This is a genomic window from Kitasatospora azatica KCTC 9699 (assembly GCF_000744785.1).
GTDB classification, from domain to species: Bacteria; Actinomycetota; Actinomycetes; order Streptomycetales; family Streptomycetaceae; genus Kitasatospora; species Kitasatospora azatica.
Genome location: NZ_JQMO01000003.1, coordinates 841,132 through 858,090 on the forward strand (window position 1 = coordinate 841,132; position 16,959 = coordinate 858,090).

The 16,959-nt window shown below is 73.3% G+C and carries 14 protein-coding genes; 8 read left to right on the top strand and 6 right to left on the bottom strand.

Annotated features, from left to right (window positions below; translation table 11 throughout):
• Nucleotides 1-16: 16 nt before the first annotated feature.
• The 3 genes from BR98_RS14925 to BR98_RS14935 form a co-directional block, all read right to left on the bottom strand.
• The gene (locus BR98_RS14925; RefSeq protein ID WP_157537787.1) at nt 17-769 is read right to left on the bottom strand and encodes a hypothetical protein; all 753 of its coding nucleotides are present in this window, start codon (nt 767-769) and stop codon (nt 17-19) included.
• Nucleotides 770-903: 134 nt separating this feature from the next.
• Nucleotides 904-2,718 (bottom strand): eCIS core domain-containing protein, encoded by a 1,815-nt coding sequence (locus tag BR98_RS41295; protein ID WP_051969783.1) that lies wholly within the window; start codon nt 2,716-2,718, stop codon nt 904-906.
• Nucleotides 2,719-2,877: 159 nt separating this feature from the next.
• Nucleotides 2,878-3,573: a transglycosylase SLT domain-containing protein gene (locus BR98_RS14935; RefSeq protein WP_157537790.1), complete on the bottom strand. Its 696-nt coding sequence runs from the start codon at nt 3,571-3,573 to the stop codon at nt 2,878-2,880.
• A gap of 68 nt (nt 3,574-3,641) precedes the next feature.
• Here BR98_RS14935 and BR98_RS14940 point away from each other — a divergent pair, with 68 nt between their 5' ends.
• Entirely contained in the window at nt 3,642-4,463 is an 822-nt protein-coding gene (locus BR98_RS14940; protein ID WP_051969784.1) for a methyltransferase domain-containing protein, read from the top strand.
• Here BR98_RS14940 and BR98_RS14945 read toward each other — a convergent pair.
• Together BR98_RS14945 and BR98_RS14950 are read right to left on the bottom strand one after the other, a co-directional pair.
• On the bottom strand, nt 4,432-5,514 hold the full coding sequence (locus BR98_RS14945) for a monodechloroaminopyrrolnitrin synthase PrnB family protein (protein ID WP_035845076.1): 1,083 nt from the start codon (nt 5,512-5,514) through the stop codon (nt 4,432-4,434). The genes BR98_RS14940 and BR98_RS14945 overlap by 32 nt on opposite strands.
• 249 nt (nt 5,515-5,763) lie before the next feature.
• Nucleotides 5,764-7,086 (bottom strand): serine hydrolase domain-containing protein, encoded by a 1,323-nt coding sequence (locus BR98_RS14950; RefSeq protein ID WP_051969786.1) that lies wholly within the window; start codon nt 7,084-7,086, stop codon nt 5,764-5,766.
• Between the two features lie 517 nt (nt 7,087-7,603).
• Between BR98_RS14950 and BR98_RS14955 the strand changes: the two genes are divergently transcribed.
• The 7 genes from BR98_RS14955 (at nt 7,604) to BR98_RS36360 (ending at nt 15,734) form a co-directional block, all read left to right on the top strand.
• Nucleotides 7,604-8,173, top strand: coding sequence for a YceI family protein (locus tag BR98_RS14955; protein WP_035845078.1), 570 nt, complete (start codon nt 7,604-7,606; stop codon nt 8,171-8,173).
• Between the two features lie 119 nt (nt 8,174-8,292).
• Nucleotides 8,293-8,832 carry a DUF3515 family protein gene (locus tag BR98_RS36355; RefSeq protein ID WP_051969787.1) on the top strand — a complete coding sequence of 180 codons (540 nt, stop codon included), beginning with the start codon at nt 8,293-8,295 and terminating at the stop codon, nt 8,830-8,832.
• A gap of 266 nt (nt 8,833-9,098) precedes the next feature.
• Complete coding sequence (locus BR98_RS42025) at nt 9,099-11,126, top strand: glycoside hydrolase family 6 protein (RefSeq protein WP_324606673.1); 2,028 nt, start codon at nt 9,099-9,101, stop codon at nt 11,124-11,126.
• Nucleotides 11,127-11,192: 66 nt separating this feature from the next.
• Nucleotides 11,193-12,695 (top strand): cellulase family glycosylhydrolase, encoded by a 1,503-nt coding sequence (locus BR98_RS14970; RefSeq protein ID WP_157537791.1) that lies wholly within the window; start codon nt 11,193-11,195, stop codon nt 12,693-12,695.
• A gap of 331 nt (nt 12,696-13,026) precedes the next feature.
• The gene (locus tag BR98_RS14975; RefSeq protein WP_157537792.1) at nt 13,027-14,733 is read left to right on the top strand and encodes an SCO7613 C-terminal domain-containing membrane protein; all 1,707 of its coding nucleotides are present in this window, start codon (nt 13,027-13,029) and stop codon (nt 14,731-14,733) included.
• Between the two features lie 146 nt (nt 14,734-14,879).
• Nucleotides 14,880-15,107, top strand: coding sequence for a hypothetical protein (locus tag BR98_RS14980; protein ID WP_035845079.1), 228 nt, complete (start codon nt 14,880-14,882; stop codon nt 15,105-15,107).
• An 81-nt stretch (nt 15,108-15,188) separates the two neighbouring features.
• Entirely contained in the window at nt 15,189-15,734 is a 546-nt protein-coding gene (locus BR98_RS36360; protein WP_051969789.1) for a DUF4274 domain-containing protein, read from the top strand.
• Between the two features lie 29 nt (nt 15,735-15,763).
• On the opposite strand, the gene BR98_RS14990 is transcribed toward BR98_RS36360, so the two are convergent.
• Entirely contained in the window at nt 15,764-16,831 is a 1,068-nt protein-coding gene (locus BR98_RS14990; RefSeq protein WP_083976588.1) for a LacI family DNA-binding transcriptional regulator, read from the bottom strand.
• Nucleotides 16,832-16,959 lie beyond the last annotated feature (128 nt).

The window sequence follows — 16,959 nt, forward strand, 5'->3', positions numbered from 1 at the left end:
TTGTCAGCTCATCAGATTAGGGCTTCGGCTTATAGAAATTCGCATAGGGAAGAATGAGTTCCTGTGCGGGATCGAGGCCCAGCTCGATGAACATCTCGTCCTGCAGACGCAGCTGCAGACTGGCCTTGACCCCCGGTGACAGGTGCGCGGCGGCACCGATCGACTCCGACACCGCGTTATGGACCTCCCAGGCAGTGGCGGTGGCTCTGCCCTCGGCCTGCATCCGCTGGAAAGCCAGTTTCCAGCCGGCGTCCATCTCCGTGTTGATGGCCCTCGGCTCCAGCAGGACCAGTGCGGCGTCCTTCTTGAACCCGGGGATGTGCTTACCCACCGCGTCCGGGAACAGGTGCAGTCCCTGGGTGCCGGGCGGCGCACCGATCTCGGCCCTGGCTTCCGCCGCCTTGGCATACGGCGCCAGCGACAGCCGCTCACCGGCGGCGACGACCTCTCCGGTGGCGCCCTCCTCCCGAAGCATCGCCAGGAAGTCCTGGTACTCGTCCTCGGGGGTCCGCGCCACGGCCTTCTTCGGTGCGCGTGGCGGCCGGGCCGGCGGTGCGGCCGTGCGCGGCCCGGCGGCCGGCAGGTCGGCCGGGGGATTTCGGCCTCCCTGCACAACCCGCAGTGGAGGCTTGCCGCCCGGTGGCTTGGCCGAGGCCACCGTGGGACTCGGGCCGCTCGGACCGCTCGGACCGTCGTAGGTACCGGTCGCGAGCTCGACCTGCTCGGCGGGGACGGCCTCGGGCAACGCCTCGGGGATCTCCTCCGCCACCGGAACTTCCTGCTCGGCCGGGGCCGGGGCCGGAGCAGGCTCGACGGCCTCCACCGGCCGCTCCGCCGGCCGGAGCGGCGTGACCTCGCGCTCCCCCACCGGCCGCTTGGCCAGCCCGCGCTGCTGAGCCTTGGTCAGCTCCGAAGTAGGCGGCCGCCGCACCCCCTTGAGCTGCGGCACCGCCGGTGCGGGCGCGGGCGCGGCCAGCGCAGCTGGGGCCGGCGCGGCCGGCGTAGGCGCAGGCTCCGCCCCGGGTGACCGCCCAGCCGCCTCGTCCGCCAGTCCCCCGCCGCCTTCCCGGCCCCCGCCGCGGCCGCCGCGCCCTCGTGCTCCACCACGCCCAGCAGCCGGCGCAGGAAGAGCCGGAAGCGTTCGAGCAGTCTGCCCAGCGGCCCGGCCACCGCCTCCAGCGGCTTGGCCAGCTTGATCCCGCCGGCGATCACCGCGGCGATCGCCCCCTCCACGACCCTGACGGCCTGTCCGAAGCCGGCGAGCGCCCGCGCGCCGCCGGCGGCCAGTCCGCCCAGGCGCCCCAGCTTGTCGGCGATCGCGATGATCGCGTTCCCGGCCCCGTCGGTGAGCGCGAGGATCAGCAGGTTGCTCACCACGACGCCGAGGGCCTTCCCGAGGTCGCGGCCGAACCGACTCCACCGGCCGGTGAAGCCGGTGTCCACGAGCCGGCCCGCCTTCGAGGCGAGGAAGCTGGCGACACCGCTGGTCTCGCCCTCGACAGTGGTGGTCAGCACGTGCCAGACGCTCTCGGCGGGCTTCTCCTCCTCCTTCTTCTCCGGCCCCTCCTTCTTGCCGGTGAAGAAGCCGACGATCTTCGCGGCCGCCTCGCGCCCGCTCTGGCCCGCCGCCGCCTCCAGCCGCGCGCTCAGTTCCGTGCCCTTGGACTCCAGCAGTTCGAAGACCGCCGTACGGTCCTCCTTGAGCTTCTTCACAGCCGCCCACAGCTGGCCGGCGAACCCCGAGACCTCGTGGCCCAGGCTCGTGGCCTCGTCCGCCAGCCACTTCGCCTTCGCGCCGAGCCAGTAGCCCAGCCGACTCCCCAGCTCCGGGAGTCGCTCGACCAGCGCGGCGAGCGAGAACAGGTCGGTCACCGGACTCACCAGACCGAGGGCAAGGCCCGCAGCGGCTCCGCCGAGCATGGGGCCGAGGTTGCCCGGCTTGCGAAGCTCCGCCAGGTCGGCCTGGATCCGAGCCGCTGCCTCGCCGGAAGCGGCCTCACGTCGCAGCTGCCCGACGAAGCCGCGTACCGCCGCCTTCATCGCGCGTTGGGCCAGACCGCTGCCCAGCGGCGCGGTGGCGAGGTCGAGTGCCGCCTCGCCGAGGGTTCCGAACCGCTCCTCGGCGGGCGCCTGCCCGGGCACCTCCTCCGTCTTCCCCTGCCGGGCCACCCCGACGGCCGCGCCGACCGCCACCGGGGCCGGCCTCTGACCCGCCGTCAGGCTCGCCGCCCCCGCCCGCGCGGCTCGCTCGGCGCCCGGCGACCCCGCCGCCGTGGTGCCGCCGCGGGCCTGCTGGGCGGCGTGGGTCAGCTCATGGGCCAGCACCGCCCGGCCGACCGGCTCGCTCGGACGGTACTCGCCGGGGCCGAAGACGATGTCCTGCCCGACCGTGTAAGCCCTGGCATCCAGCGCGCTCGCGGCGGCTTCGGCAGCCGGGCCGGTGTGCACCCGGACCCGGGAGAAGTCGGCGCCGAGGTGGGCCTCCATCTCGGCCCGCACCGCCTGGTCCAACGGCCGCCCCTCGCCGGCGGCCGGCTCGCCGGTGACCCTGGTCGGGTGCAGCAGTGCCGCCACCGCCCGGTTGCCCGCACCGGAGGCGGCGATCCACTCCACCGAGCCCACCAACGGCCCGGGGGCGGCGGCCCGGCCGCTCTGCTGGGACCGGCGCCGGACGGTCCGTTGCTCCCGCGCCGCCGCTGTCGTCTGCTCGACCTCCACGGCTCACCGCCCGATTCGGCTCCCCCGACCAGCTCTGACCAGGTGTCACCAGGGTAACCGGGCATGTCAGTTCGTGGTCTGTCGAACAATGGGGGCGCGCGAGACATTCGACGGTAGTTCGGCCACGCTCCGCACGCCCCCGGTCAGCCGGTCAGCCGGTCACCCACTCGCCAGCGCCCGACCGGCCTTCTCCCAGTTCGCGTGCAACTGGTCCAGATACGACCGCGAAGCCGAACCCAGCGAGGTTCCGCGCGCGAACGCGAGCATGTTCCCGGCTCCCGCGTTGTACCCGAGGGCCAGCAGTTCGTTCTCGTTCAGCCCGCCCGACCGGTTCGCGGGCAGCTGCGCGGCCAGATCGTGCAGGAACCAGGCGGCCGCCTCGATCGCCAAGTCCCGGTCGTCCGGCAGCTCCTCCCAGCGACGGTCGGCGAAGTCACGGCCCGCCTTGGTGTCCTCGAAGGCGGCCCGGTGCATGTTGGCGATCCCGAAGGCCGAGTCCGGCTTGAGCCGCTGCCAGGCCCGCTCCAGCGCCGGGTCGTGCGGCTTGTACGACTCGTTGTACAGAATCGCCATCAGCAGCTGCGGATCGATCCCGGCCTGCCCCGCCCGCGACCTGACCTGGGCCGCGAACCGCGCCGGATCGTAGTCCGCAGCGGCAGCCGACGATGCCGACGGCGACGCGGCCGACGGCGATCCGGACCCCGCCGGCCCGGCGCTGGGCGAGCCGGTGCCGGAGGCCGTCACACCGGGCCGCTGCGGCAGACCCCCGCCCCGCACCCCGTGCACCACGAACCCGAGCACCAGCACCGCCGCCGCCCCGGCCACCGCCCGCCCGTACCTGCGCACCCGCACCATCCCCTCCCGGCTCTGCCTCCTCCCACAGTAGACTCGAAGATCCACTCATACCCGGAAAGGGCCCGTCCTTGCCGCATCCCGCACAGCCGCCGCAGGCCGACGGCTATGTCTTCGACCGGTCCTGGGCCCGCGAGCACGAGCGACTGGCCGCCCTGGAGCAGGTTTTCGACGAGGCGACCACCGAACGCCTCACCGCCCTCGGCGTCGGCGAGGGCTGGCACTGCCTGGAGGCCGGTTGCGGCGGCGGCAGCACGGCCCGCTGGCTAGCCCGCCGGGTCGGGCCGACCGGCGAGGTGCTGGCCACCGACCTCGACCCGCGCTTCGCCGAGGGCCACGGCCTGCCCAATCTGACGGTCCGTCGGCACGACCTGCTGGCCGACCCGCTGCCGAGCGCGGCCTTCGACCTGGTGCACGCGAGGGCGCTGCTCGAGCACCTGCCGGGCCGGGCCGAGGCACTGCGCCGACTGGTCGAGGCCACCCGGCCGGGCGGTTGGGTGGTGATCGAGGACTTCGACATCGAGGGCCCTATGGTGGCGGCGATCGCCCGCTACTGGCCCGCCGGGCACCGCGCCCTGGCCGACCGGCTGTACCGGGCCCTGGAGGCCGGCTTCACGGCGGCGGACGCGGACGCCGGGTACGGCCGCCGGCTCCCCGACGCGTTGGACGAGGCCGGTCTGACCGAGGTCGGCGCCCGCCTGCACGCACCCCTGCTGCCGGGCGCCACGCCGTTCCTCGTCCTCACGCTGCGCCAGCTGCGCACGCCGCTGCTGGCCACCGGTCTGATCACCGCTCAGGAACTGGACGAGGCAGTCGACCTGATCCAGCGCCAGGACGTCCGCTACGTCCCCAATGTGATGGTCACGGCCTGGGGGCGCCGCCCGCCGCGTTGACCGGCACCGCCAGCCAACGCTCGCAGGCCCGGGTGAGGTCGAGCAGCAGCCGGACCACCTCGGGCGCGGCGCCGGCGCTGCCCGCCTGGAACGGCGTGTCCTCCGTGTAGGCCTCGCGGACCAGTCGCAGGTGCCGGCCACGGAAGACCACCAGGGCGCGCAGCAGTTCGGCCACCCCGTGGGCCGAGCGCAGCAGGGTCGGTGAGGCCTCGGGGCCTGCGGCGTGCAGCGCGCGGACCACGGCCGTGACGGCCGACTCGCCGCCCGCCCGCTTGTGGTAGAGCAGCGCCCAGTCGGGCAGGCCGTAGTCGAGCAGGTCGTTCTGGAGCGCGAGGTGTTCGGGGTCGGTCCGATCGCTGGACCAGAGCAGCTGGTCGATCAGGTGCAGCGGCAGGTGGGCGGCCGCCGGGCCGTAGTACAGGTGGCCGCCGACCCGCACCTGCTCCATGTAGGGCCGTAACCGGGCGGTGAAGAAGGCCGCCGGATCGACTCGCTCCGCGACCGCCCCGATCACCTCGGGCAGCGGCGCGAACTGCTCGGCCGCCACCACGAGCGCCTCGGCGTACTCCGGCCGGGCCGGGTCGAGCTCGGCCAGCCGGGCCAGCGCCAGGGCGGCCCGCTCAACGGCTGGGGCACCGACCCGGACGGAGTGGATCAGCACGTTCTCCTCGGCGGCCCCGGTGTACATCCGCTGTCGCGGGCCCGGCGGGTTCCATGCCCCGTAGTGCAGCACCGTGTCGCGCGGCACCATCCCCACCGACTCGCCGAGGCGCAGCAGGACCGGCTCGGCGGAGGGCAGTGCGGTCAGCGGCTCGACGCCGTGGCGGCGCAGCGAGCCCAGCGGCATCCCCAGGTCCCGGAGGGCGGCCAGCCGGTCGATGGTGCCGGCCAGCGGCGCCCGGGGCACCGCGTCGAGCAGTTGCGCGAACAGGCCGACCAGTCCTGGTAAGTCGGCCCGCCGGTTCAGCTCGGGCAACCGCGCGAGCTGCCGGTCCGCGCCGAGCGGATCGGCGTCGGCCACCTGTCTGCAGAACGTCTCGCTGAGTCTCATGAGCCCTACCTCACAGATCAGTCCCACTGTCGCACGGGTGCGCGACATCCCTTGCCGGTCAACCGGGCGGCCGGACCATTCCCAGGTCTCGGCCAGGACGGCCCGTTCGGCCCGGATCCAGGCCTCGTCGATCCCCGCCCCGGCGTCGGGATCGGTCTCCAGCCAGGCGGCGAGCTGGGTGCGGCCGAGTTCGGCGGTGTCCTGTTCGTTCCGCGGCGTCCTGTTCGTTCGGCGGCTCGACCAGCAGGGTCATGCCGGGCCCAGCTCGCAGCGGTGGGTGAGGAAGTTGCCCAACCACCCGCCCTGCTCGCCGTCCTGGTAGGTCCGGGCCACGCCGACCAGCCGTCCGTCCTCGGCACGCAGCTCCAGGCCGAGGACCGGGCCGGCCACTCGCGCGTCCGCAGTGGGCAGTTGCAGCGGCAGCGAAGCCCGCAGCGCCCAGCTGGGGGAGGCGGCCGCGGCGGCGGTGGCCGTGGCGCCGCCGAGGCCCGCCTCGATCCGCCGGTCCGCCAGCACCCGCAGTCGCAGCGGGATTTCGCCCTCGGGGGTGTCGATCGTCCCGGCCCACTCCCCCGGCGGCAGCTCCATCGGCCGGGCCGGCTGCGTGGTGTCGACCAGGTACCGCTCCGGGCCGCAGCCGGGCACCAGCTCGCTCAGCAGGTGGTGCAGGATCGCGTCCCGGGCCGTCTTGTTGGTGCTGTTGCAGAGCACCGCCACCGAGAGCTCCCGCTCGGGCACCGCGACCAGCATCGCCGCGACACCGCCCATGCCGCCGCCGTGGCTGTGCACCACCGGGCCGGCGCCCCGCGAGACGGACCAGCCGAGCCCGTAGTCGAGCGGCTCACTGATCGGCAGGCCGGCGTGCATCGCGGCCACCGTCTCCGGGCGCAGCAGGGAGCGGTAGCGCTGGGCGAAGAGCGCGAGGTCGCCGGCCGTCGCCCAGGCGTCCGAGGCGCCGGGGTGCGGAGTGGAGCAGACCGGGTAGACCCGGCCGTCGGCGGTGTACCGCTGGGCGACGGGGGCGCTGCCCGGGTACTCGGCGGCGAGGTGGCTGTCCGCCATGCCGAGCGGCTCGAAGAGACGCTCGCGCAGGTAGCCGCCGAGCGACTGCCCGGTCGCGGCCTCCAGCGCCCTGCCCACCAGGTAGTAGCCGAGGTTGGCGTACTCGAATCCACTGCCGGGCTCGCGCAGCCGGGTCAGATAGCGGGCCGGGTCGATCGGGGACTCGCCGGCACCGTAGTGGAAGGCGTAGAAGGCGCCGAACCCGCCACGATGCTGCAGCAGTTGACGGATCGTCGGGGATGGTTCGGGGTCCCGTCCGGGCACCGGCGCGTCCAGCTCCAGCAGGCCGGCGTCGGCGGCCAGACAGGCGCCAGTGGCGGTGAGGGTCTTGGCGACCGACGCGAGCCGGTAGGCGGTCTGCGGGGTGGCCGGGCGCCGTGCGGCCACGTCGGCCCAGCTGTGTGCCTGCTGCAGCACCAGCTCGCCGCGCTCGGCGACCGCGATCGAGACTGACGGGCAGTCATGCTCCGCCAGTGCCTTGGTACAGAACTCCGCCAGTCCGTCCAGCATCCTCACCCTCCCGCGCCATGATCGGATCGCCGTTCCGGACTCTACTGCTGTGCGTTCGAACAAAGGTCGGCGCCCCTGACCAGCGGCCGTCCCGGACCCCGTGCCGCAGGCCGCCGGCTCCTGGCCGCAGACCGCAGGCGCCGACTCCCGGCCGTCCGGAACTACCCTGGGTATCCGAGGTGAGGACCATGACCATCCCGTTCCCGTCCGACCCCGACGCGGCGCCGCCGCGGCCCCCGTTGCCCCCCGAGCCGCTGCCGCCGGAGCCGGGCCCGCCGCCCCGCACCCGCCGGTGCCACCGCCCGACCCGGTCGGCCCGGACCCCGACGGCCCCGAGCCGCCCAGCCCGCCGGTACTGCGGTAGGAGCGGTCCGGCACTGTGGCAGGACCGTCCGATCTCAGACCGAGGTAGGCCATCCCGGGGACCTCGGCCGACTCCGCGCGGCGGACCCGGCCGGCGGGCCGAGCCGCTGCCTACCGTGGAGACACCGACCCGGATCGATCCCCAGGAGGGCGCATGACCGCGATCCCGCTCAGCGAACTGTCCGGAAGCTACGTCTTCGATCCGGCCCACACCAGGATCGGTTTCGTCGCCCGCCACGCGATGGTGACCAAGGTCCGGGGGCAGTTCAAGGAGTTCGAGGGCACCGCGACGATCGACGGCGACGACCCGGCGCGCTCCTCGGCCCGGGTCGTGCTCAAGGCCGCGAGCATCGACAGCGGCGTCGAGCAGCGCGACAGCCACCTGCGGACCAACGACTTCCTGGACGCGCCGCACTTCCCCGAGATCGTCTTCGAGTCCAGCGGGATCGAGGCGCTCGGGGGCTCGAACTACCGGCTGAACGGCAACCTGACCATCAAGGAGACCACCCGGCCGATCAGCCTGGACGTGGAGTTCGACGGCAGCGCCCGGGACCCCTACGGCAATCTGCGGCTGGGCTTCGAGGGGTCGACCACGATCAACCGCAAGGACTTCGGGGTCAACTGGAACACCGCGCTGGAGGCCGGCGGGGTGCTGGTGAGCGAGAAGGTGGTGCTGGAGTTCGACGTCTCGGCGATCCGGCAGGACGAGGCCGGCCAGAGCTGAGCCGCCCGGGGCCGCCGCCTTGGCCTCCGGCGTAGGCGCGACCAGGGGCGAGGTCCGCGGGGCCGAGCCGGCCGGGCCCGTCGAGCAGGCCGCCCGGCCCGCCCGGTTACCATCGGTCGGTGTCCCGACTCCGACGCCCGCTGCGCACCCTGCAGGCCCTGCCCGCCCCCGTCCGGTGGCTGGCCGCGCCGGCGGCGCTGCTTGCCTGCACCGGAGCCGTGCTGCTCAGCGACGGGACCTACCAGCCGCCGCTGACCGCGCCGACGCCGGACGCCAAGGCGGCGGCACTCTGCCGGACGCTGATGGGCGCCCTGCCGCCGGACCTGCTCGGGCGGTCGCGCACCACTCCCTCCCCGTACGTGGCCGTCTGGCCGACGAAACCCCGCACCGTGCTGCGCTGCGGGGTGCCGCGGCCGAAGTCGCTCGACCAGCACCAGGGCGACCTCGGGCCGAACATCGACGGCGTCCAGTGGTACCTGGAGGGCGACGGCCACGGCGGCCACCGCTTCACCCTGACGCTGCACGCGCTCTACGTCGAGGTGGCCGCTCCTGCCGGAGCCACCCCGTACCCGACCGACGCGCTGGCCGCTGTCTCGCCGGCGGTGCTCGCCACCATCCCCGACCTCAGCGGCGAACTCGGGGACCAGCAGGACCAGTGACCGTCCGGCTCGTTGCGCGCGGGCGATGGTTGCTTGGGTGCGCCGTGGGAGCGCGCCCACTTTTGCGCAACGGCTGCTGCGCTAGGTCTTGACGGAAATTGCCAGCCCTGGCTTCATGTCTTTCGGCACCGGCATGACTGCCCTTGCCCAAAGTGGAAGCGCTCCCACGGATCTTGAGCGCTCCGCGCACCTCAGCAAGGCGCAACCCGGGCCCACCCCCACCCAGCCGAAGGGACCCGAAAGTGCCCCACCCCCTGCACCCCCCCGTGCCCCGTCCGCTCCCCCGCCCGCTGCTCCGCCACCCGCTGCTGCGGCGCCTCCGAACGGCGGCCGCAGCGGCAGCCCTCGGAGCCGCCGCCCTCGTCCCCGTGGTCGGCGCGCAGAGCGCCCAAGCCGCCCCCACCCACGTCACCAACCCCTACCTCGGCGCCGCGCCGTTCCTGAACCCCGACTTCGTCGCCGAGGTCAACGCCCAGGCCGCCGCCGACGGTGGCGCGACCGGCGCGGCGGAGGCCAAGGTCGCCTCGAACCAGACCGCGATCTGGCTGGACCGGATCGGCGCCATCACCGGTGACAGCACCCACCGCGGCCTGCAGGCAGAACTCGACGCCGCCGAGGCCCAGGCCGCGGGCAGCGCCAACCCGGTGCTGTTCGAAGCGGTGATCTACGACCTGCCCGGTCGGGACTGCGCGGCGCTCGCCTCCAACGGCGAGATCCCCGCCACCGCCGCAGGACTGACCCAGTACGAGTCGCAGTACATCGATCCGATCGCCACCCTGCTGGGCAACAGCAAGTACAGCAACCTGCGGATCTCCACCATCATCGAGCCGGACTCGCTGCCCAACGCGGTGACCAACCAGAGCAAGCCGGCCTGCGCCACCGCCACCCCGTACTACGAGACGGGCGTGGAGTACACGCTCACCAAGCTGCACGCGATCCCGAACGTCTACACCTACCTGGACGTCGGCCACTCCGGCTGGCTCGGCTGGTCGAGCAACATGGGCCCGGCCGCCCAGGAGTTCGCCAAGGTCGCCAAGGCCACCCCGGCGGGCTTCGCCAGCGTCGACGGCTTCGTCAGCGACACCGCCAACACCACGCCCACCGACGAGCCCTTCCTGCCCAACTCCACCCTCCAGGTCGGCGGGAACCCGCTCGACTCGGTGAACTTCTACCAGTACAACCCGTACTTCGACGAGCACACCTACGACGAGGCCATGCACGCCGCCGTGGTCAGCGCGGGCTTCCCGAGCACCGTCGGCATGCTGATCGACACCTCCCGCAACGGCTGGGGCGGCTCCGCCCGGCCCACCTCGCTGAACTCCAGCCCGACCACGGCCACCGCCTACGTGGCCGCCAACAAGGTGGACCAGCGCCCGTTCCGCGGCGACTGGTGCAACATCAACGGCGCGGGCATCGGCTACCGTCCGCAGGCGCAGCCGTACGGCGCCGCCGACCCGATCATCGCCTACGTGTGGATCAAGCCCCCGGGCGAGTCGGACGGCGACTACCCGACCGCGACCCACCCCCACGGCGACCCGCACTGCGACCCGGCCGGCACCCAGACCGACGGCAACGGCGGCACCTACCCCACCGACGCGATCCCCGGCTACAACGTCGCCGCCGGCGACTGGTTCCCCGCCCAGTTCCAGCAGTTGGTGCAGAACGCCTACCCGTCCTTCGGCGCCCCCACCGGCGGCGACACCACCCCGCCGAGCACCCCGACCGGCCTGACCGTCACCGGGACCACGGCGAGCAGCGTGTCGCTCTCCTGGACGGCGGCCACCGACAACGTCGGCGTCACCGGCTACAACGTCTACCGCGGCGGCAGCAAGGTGGCCACGGTGACCAGCACCGGCTACACCGACACCGGGCTCACCGCCGCCACCGCCTACCAGTACACGGTCAGCGCCTTCGACGCGGCGGGCAACGTCTCGTCGGCCTCCGCGGCGGTCACGGCGACCACCGCGAGCAACGGCGGCGGGGGCGGCAGCAGCGGCTGCAAGGCCACCTACGCGATCACGAATGACTGGGGTGCCGGCTTCAACGCCAATGTCACGGTCACCAACACCGGCACGGCGGCCACCAAGTCCTGGACCGTCAGCTGGACCTGGGCCGGCAACCAGCAGATCGGCAACGCCTGGAACGCCACCGCCGCCCAGACCGGGAGCTCGGTGAGCGCCGCGAGCATGAGCTACAACGGCGCGCTGGCCGTCGGTGCCAACACCAGTTTCGGCTTCGGTGCCAGCTACTCCGGCAGCAACACCGCGCCCACCCTGACCTGCACCGCGAGCTGACCCACCGATCGGGGCCGGCCGGGACCACCCACCCGTCCGGCCCTTCTCTCCCCCCAGGAGCTCTCCATGACCTCCCGCACCATGCTCGCGGCCGCCGCCGTCGGGGCGGGCGCGCTCGGCGCTGCCCTGCTACTGCCGCCGGGCACCGCCGCGACCGCAGCCACCGCCGTTGCCTGCAACGTGAGTTACAGCACCAACGACTGGGGCAGCGGATTCACCGCCAACGTCACCATCGCCGACACCGGAACCGCCGCCATCAACGGCTGGACCCTCAGCTACGGCTACACCGGCAACCAGACCCTCCAGAACGGCTGGAACGGCAACTGGACCCAGACCGGCAAAACCGTCACCGCCACCAACCCCAACTACGCCACCACCATCAACCCCGGCGCGAGCTACACCACCAGCGCCAACTTCAGCTACTCCGGCGCGAATTCCGCCCCCACCGGGTTCACCGTCAACGGCACCGCCTGCGGTCCGCAGCCTTCCCCCACGCCCACGCCGACACCCACACCCACACCCACACCCACGCCGTCCCCCACCCCCACGCCGCCCGGCCCCGCCCCCGCGCTGCACGTCTCCGGCAACCGCCTCGTCGACTCCGCCGGACGGACCGTCACCCTGCACGGTGCCAACCGCTCCGGCGCCGAGTTCGCCTGCGTCCAGGGCAACGGGCTCTTCGACGGCCCGGTCGACCAGGCCTCGATCGACGCGATGAAGAGCTGGCACCTCGGCGCCGTCCGGATCCCGCTCAACGAGGACTGCTGGCTGGGCCTCTCCAACGTCGACCCGGCCTACTCCGGCGCCACGTACATCAACGCCGTCAAGTCCTACGTGTCCCTGTTGCACCAGAACGGCCTGAACACCATCCTCGACCTGCACTGGACCGACGGCGTCTACACCGGCAACTCCTCCGGCTGCCCGAGCGCCACCGCGACCTGCCAGAAGCCGATGCCCGACGCCGCCAACGCCATCCCGTTCTGGCGCTCGGTCGCCACCACCTTCAAGGGCGACGACGCCACCGTCCTCGACCTCTTCAACGAGCCCTACCCGTCCCGCGCCACCGGCAACGATTCCACCGGCTGGGCCTGCTGGCGCGACGGCGGCAACTGCGCCGGCATCGGCTACCAGGTGGCCGGCATGCAGTCCATGGTCGACGCGGTGCGCGGGACCGGCGCCGACAACGTGCTGATGCTCGGCGGCATCGAGTACTCCAACGACCTCAGCCAGTGGCTGACCCACCAACCCAGCGACCCACTGCACCAGTTGGCTGCCTCCTGGCACTCCTACAACTTCAACGCCTGTACCTCGTCCAGCTGCTGGGACTCCCAGCTCGCCCCGGTCGCGGCCACTGTCCCGGTGATCGCCGGCGAACTCGGCGAGAACGACTGCGCCCACGGCTACCTGGACTCCCTCCTCCCCTGGCTCGACCAACACGGCATCTCCTACCTCGCGTGGACCTGGAACACCTGGAACTGCAGCTCCGGCCCCGCCCTGATCACCGCCTACGACGGCACCCCGACAGCCTTCGGAGCGGGCTACAAGGCCCACTTGGCAGCGTTGGGCTGACAGCGCGCGGCCACGCGTCCACTGGACCTTCCAGGCGGTTCGACCCGCCAGGAAGGCCCAGCCGCGTGGGTAAAGCGGTCCATCGCCGCCGTCATCCGCGAGGCCGAACTCATCGGCTACCCGGTCGCAGCCGGACTGCAGCCTGACCACGGCGGTCCTGACAGCCAAGCGGGACGACCAAACGGCGGCGGTCGACTACGCGCTGCTGGCAAACCGGCGGCTGCGGACCGCGCTACTGCGCGGCAGGGTTGACCAGGTTGAGGGCACGGCCGACAAGCGGGAGCCCGTAGCGGCCTCAGTCGCCGCGCTCTGGGCGCTCGGGGGTGGAGCCGTGGCCGCTGTGGCCTCGCTGGCAGGTGCCCTCTCGCTGACCTTCGATCAGCACCTCACCGCCGTCCGAACCGCAGCCCCCGACGCCCTCACCACCACCGCCTGGGCCTGGCCGCCGCTGGGCGCCCTCGCGCTGCTCGCGCTCCTGGTCTCGCTGCGGCACCCGGAACTCGGGCTCTCCGTCCGCCGCCTGGCCGGGGGCGTAGCGGCTGCGGCCATCCTGCTGGCGGCCGGTGGATCGCTCACCATGGCGCTCCCCCAAGGTTGGACCGCCCTCGCGTACAGCGCACCGGCGGCGCTCCTCCTGACGCTGTCGGCGACCCGGCTCCGACGCATCCGGCCGGCAGCAACTCCGGCAGCGGGCCTGCCCGCCCTCGCCGGCGCCTTCCGCGCGGCCGGCGGCGTGCTGCTCGCCGCCTCGCTCCCGCTGCTGCCCGAACTCGTGCGCGCCCTCCTGACCCCGCTCCCCCACGCACACGCCACCTGGACCGTCGACCCCGCGCCGGGCTGGGGCTGGACCGTGGCACCGGCCGCGCTCACCGGGCTCTGGCTGTTGGTCGGCGCCCTGACCACCCTCGCCGCGCTGCGCGTCACCGCCATCGGCAGCGCCGCACTCGAGGCCGTCCTCGCGGCCCTCGCCCTTCCCGCCATCGCGCTGCTGCCGGTGGCCTTCGGGCTGCCTCACGGCGTCGCGGTGGCCGTCACCGTGCTCCTCACCCTCGCCGCCGCGCTGGCGGCCGTGCTGCGCGACGCCCGCCCCGCAGTCCTGACCGGCCTGACCGCGGCTCCCGTGTTGGCGCTGCTCTGGGCGCTCACTGATCGCACCGCGACCATCACCGTCCTCGCCGTCCTCGCCGTCCTGGCCGGTGTGCTGGCGGCGCGCGGGAGGAGCACCGTCCCGCGGGCCACCGCTGCCGGCTGCGCCGTCCTCGCCCTCGGCGCCGAGGCCCTCGCGGTCGGCGCCACCGCCGAACTCGGCCGGGCGGACCTCATGCTCGCCGTCCTCGCGGTCGCCATCGTCTCCGCCCCGGTCGCGGCCCGCACCCGGGGCAGCGTCTCGCTCGCCGTCGAGGCGACCGGTTACGGCCTGGCCGGCTTCGCCCTGGCGCTGACGACCGCTCAGCCCGGACGGCTCGCCTTCGACCTCACCCTGACCGGGGTCGCCTCCCTCGGCGTCGCACTGCGCGCCGACCGCCGACGGCCCGCCGCCCTCACCGCCACCGCCCTGCTGCTGGTGGCCTCCTGGATCCGCTTGGCGCTCTCCGACGTCCACACCCCCGAGGCGTACACCCTGCCGCCGGCCTGCCTCGCCCTCACCCTCGGTCTGCTCCAGCGCCGGCGCCACCCCGAGACCGACTCCTGGTCCGCCTACGGCGCCGGGCTCGGCCTCGGCCTGCTGCCCAGCCTGCTCGCGGCCTGGACGGACCCGCACTGGTTGCGCCCGCTGCTGCTCGGCTCGGCCGCGCTGGCCGTCACCCTCGCGGGCGTCCGACGCCGTCTCCGGAGCCCGCTCCTGCTCGGCGGCGCCACCTTGTTCCTGGTCGCCGTACACGAACTGGCCCCCACCGTCCTCCAGGTGCTCGGCCTGCTCCCCCGCTGGGTCCCGCTGGCCGCCGCCGGCCTCCTCCTGCTCGCCCTCGGCGCCACCTACGAACAACGCCTGCGCGACGCCCGCCGGATGAGGGACTCCCTCCGCCGCCTGGGCTGACGGGCCGTCGGCTTCGGACCGCCGAGTGCCTGGCACCCCGGAGGCGGCCCAAGGCCAACGCCTTTCCGCCCCAGAGCTTTTCCTGAGGTAGCGAGGGCGTCAGGAGTGCCATCCTGAAGTCCACGATCCGAACCCGGAGGCACGGCATGGACGGTCACGGCTTCAGCGGCGGCGGGCACGACGGCGGCAGCCACCACGGGCAACATCACCACGGCTCGTCCGACGACTCCTCCTGGCTCAGCCTCGGCTCCCGAGGGCATTCCGGCGGCGGAAGGGGCGGTGGGCTCGGCTCTGCGCGGGCGCTGGTCTGGGTGCTGGCGGTGGCCTTCGCCGTACTCGTGATCTTCCCCCTGTTGATCCTCTCGGCGCGCTGAGTCGGGCCGCTGAGCCGGGCCGCTGAGCCGGGCCCCTGTCCCGCCCGCGCCAGGTCACCGGCCATCCGCTAGCTTCTGCGGGTGGCTTTCCAACTCTCCCTCTACGAGCAGGCACGGGTCTTCGACGCACTCCAGGACACCCTGAGCTACGACCAGCTCAGTCCCGCGGAGCGGCACCAGTTCGTGCTGAACTTCACCTTCGGTGACGAGCAGGATCCGCTGGTCTGGACAGCCCGGCAGGCGGACACCGATGCCGGGACCGCCCTTGCCCTCTACTGGCACCTGTCCCCCGCCTACTGGTCGCAGTACGCGAGCGCGGAGGAGGCCTCGGCGGACGTCAGCTTCGCCGACTACCAGCTGCTCAAGGAGATCGAGGCCAACTACCTGGCCGGCTTCTACCTGAACCGGAACTACTCCTTCGACCCTTCGGAGTTCATCGCCGAGGGCGGCGCCGAGGAGCCCGCGGACGGCAACGAGCTGATGAGACGCGCCTCGCCGGGTGCCCGCTTCGCCCGCCAGGACCCGGAGGTCGTGCTCTTCGCGGAGTCGGGCCTCTTCGAGGGCCTGGCGTCGGGTGAACTGCCCACGGCCGGCCTGAGGTTCTCGGTCTCCGCGCTGGACGACTAGGGCCTGTCCGCTTCCGGTCAAGCCGGTCGTCAGGCCGACTCCCGCACCACCAGCTCAGTGGCCAGCACCACCTGCCGCCGGGCCCGCCCGGGTTCGGCGATCTCGTCCAAGAGCAGCCGCGCCATGGTGCGGCCCATCTCCTCGATCGGCTGGCGGACGCTGGTCATCGCGGGGTCGGTGTGGCGGGCCACGATGGAGTCGTCGAAGCCGATCAGGGCGATGTCCTGGGGCACCCGGCGGCCGGCGGCGCGCAGTTCCTGCAGGGCGCCGGCGGCCATCACGTCGGAGGCGCAGAAGACCGCGTCCAGGTCGGGGACCCGCTCCAGCAGGGCGCGCATCGCGGCACGGCCGCCCTGTTCGGTGAAGTCGGCCAGGCCCACCAGCTCCTCGCGGTACTCCCGGCCGGACTCCTCCAGGGCGTCCCGGTAGCCGCTGAGCCGGGCCTGGGCGACTTCCATGTCCAGTGGGCCGGTGATGGTGGCGATCTGTCGGCAGTCGCGCCGCAGCAGGTGCCGTACGGCCATCCGGGCACCGCCGGCGTTGTCGGCGGCCACGTAGCTGAGCGGTTCCTGGTCGCCGCGTCGGCCGGCCAGCACCGAGGGGATCCGCAGGTCCTCCAGGACGGTGGGCAGCGGGTCGTCGCGGTGTACGGCGACCAGCAGCACGCCGTCCACCCGCTGCGCCCTGAGGTAGGCCGACAGGCGTTCGCGCTCGCGCTGGTTGCGGACCAGGACCAGCAGCAACTGCATGTCGGTATCGGCGAGTTCGGCGGACACGCCGCTGATGATGTCGGAGAAGTACGGTTCCGAGAAGAGCCGGGTCTCGGCCTCCGGAACGACCAGCGCGATCGCGTCGGTGCGGGAGGTGACCAGGGTGCGGGCGGCCCGGTTGGGGACGTAGCCGAGCTCGGCGACGGCCTGTTCCACGGCGGCCTTGGCCTTCTCGCTGACCCGGGGCGAGCCGTTGATCACCCGCGAGACCGTGCCCCGGCCGACGCCGGCCAGCGCCGCCACCTCCTCCAGGGTGGGCCGTCCGGGCCCGCGCCGTTCTTCGGGACCGCCGGCGGGCCCGAGGGGGCGCTGTGCGGTGGGGCTCATCACTCACCTCGTAGGACTGTTCTGCGGGACGCGGTCGGGCGATGGTCATTCTGACAGGTGCGGCCGAGGCCCAGGACACACTGTGGTTACGCCATGGACTTCCCCCCTTGACACGGCCCCCCGAAAGG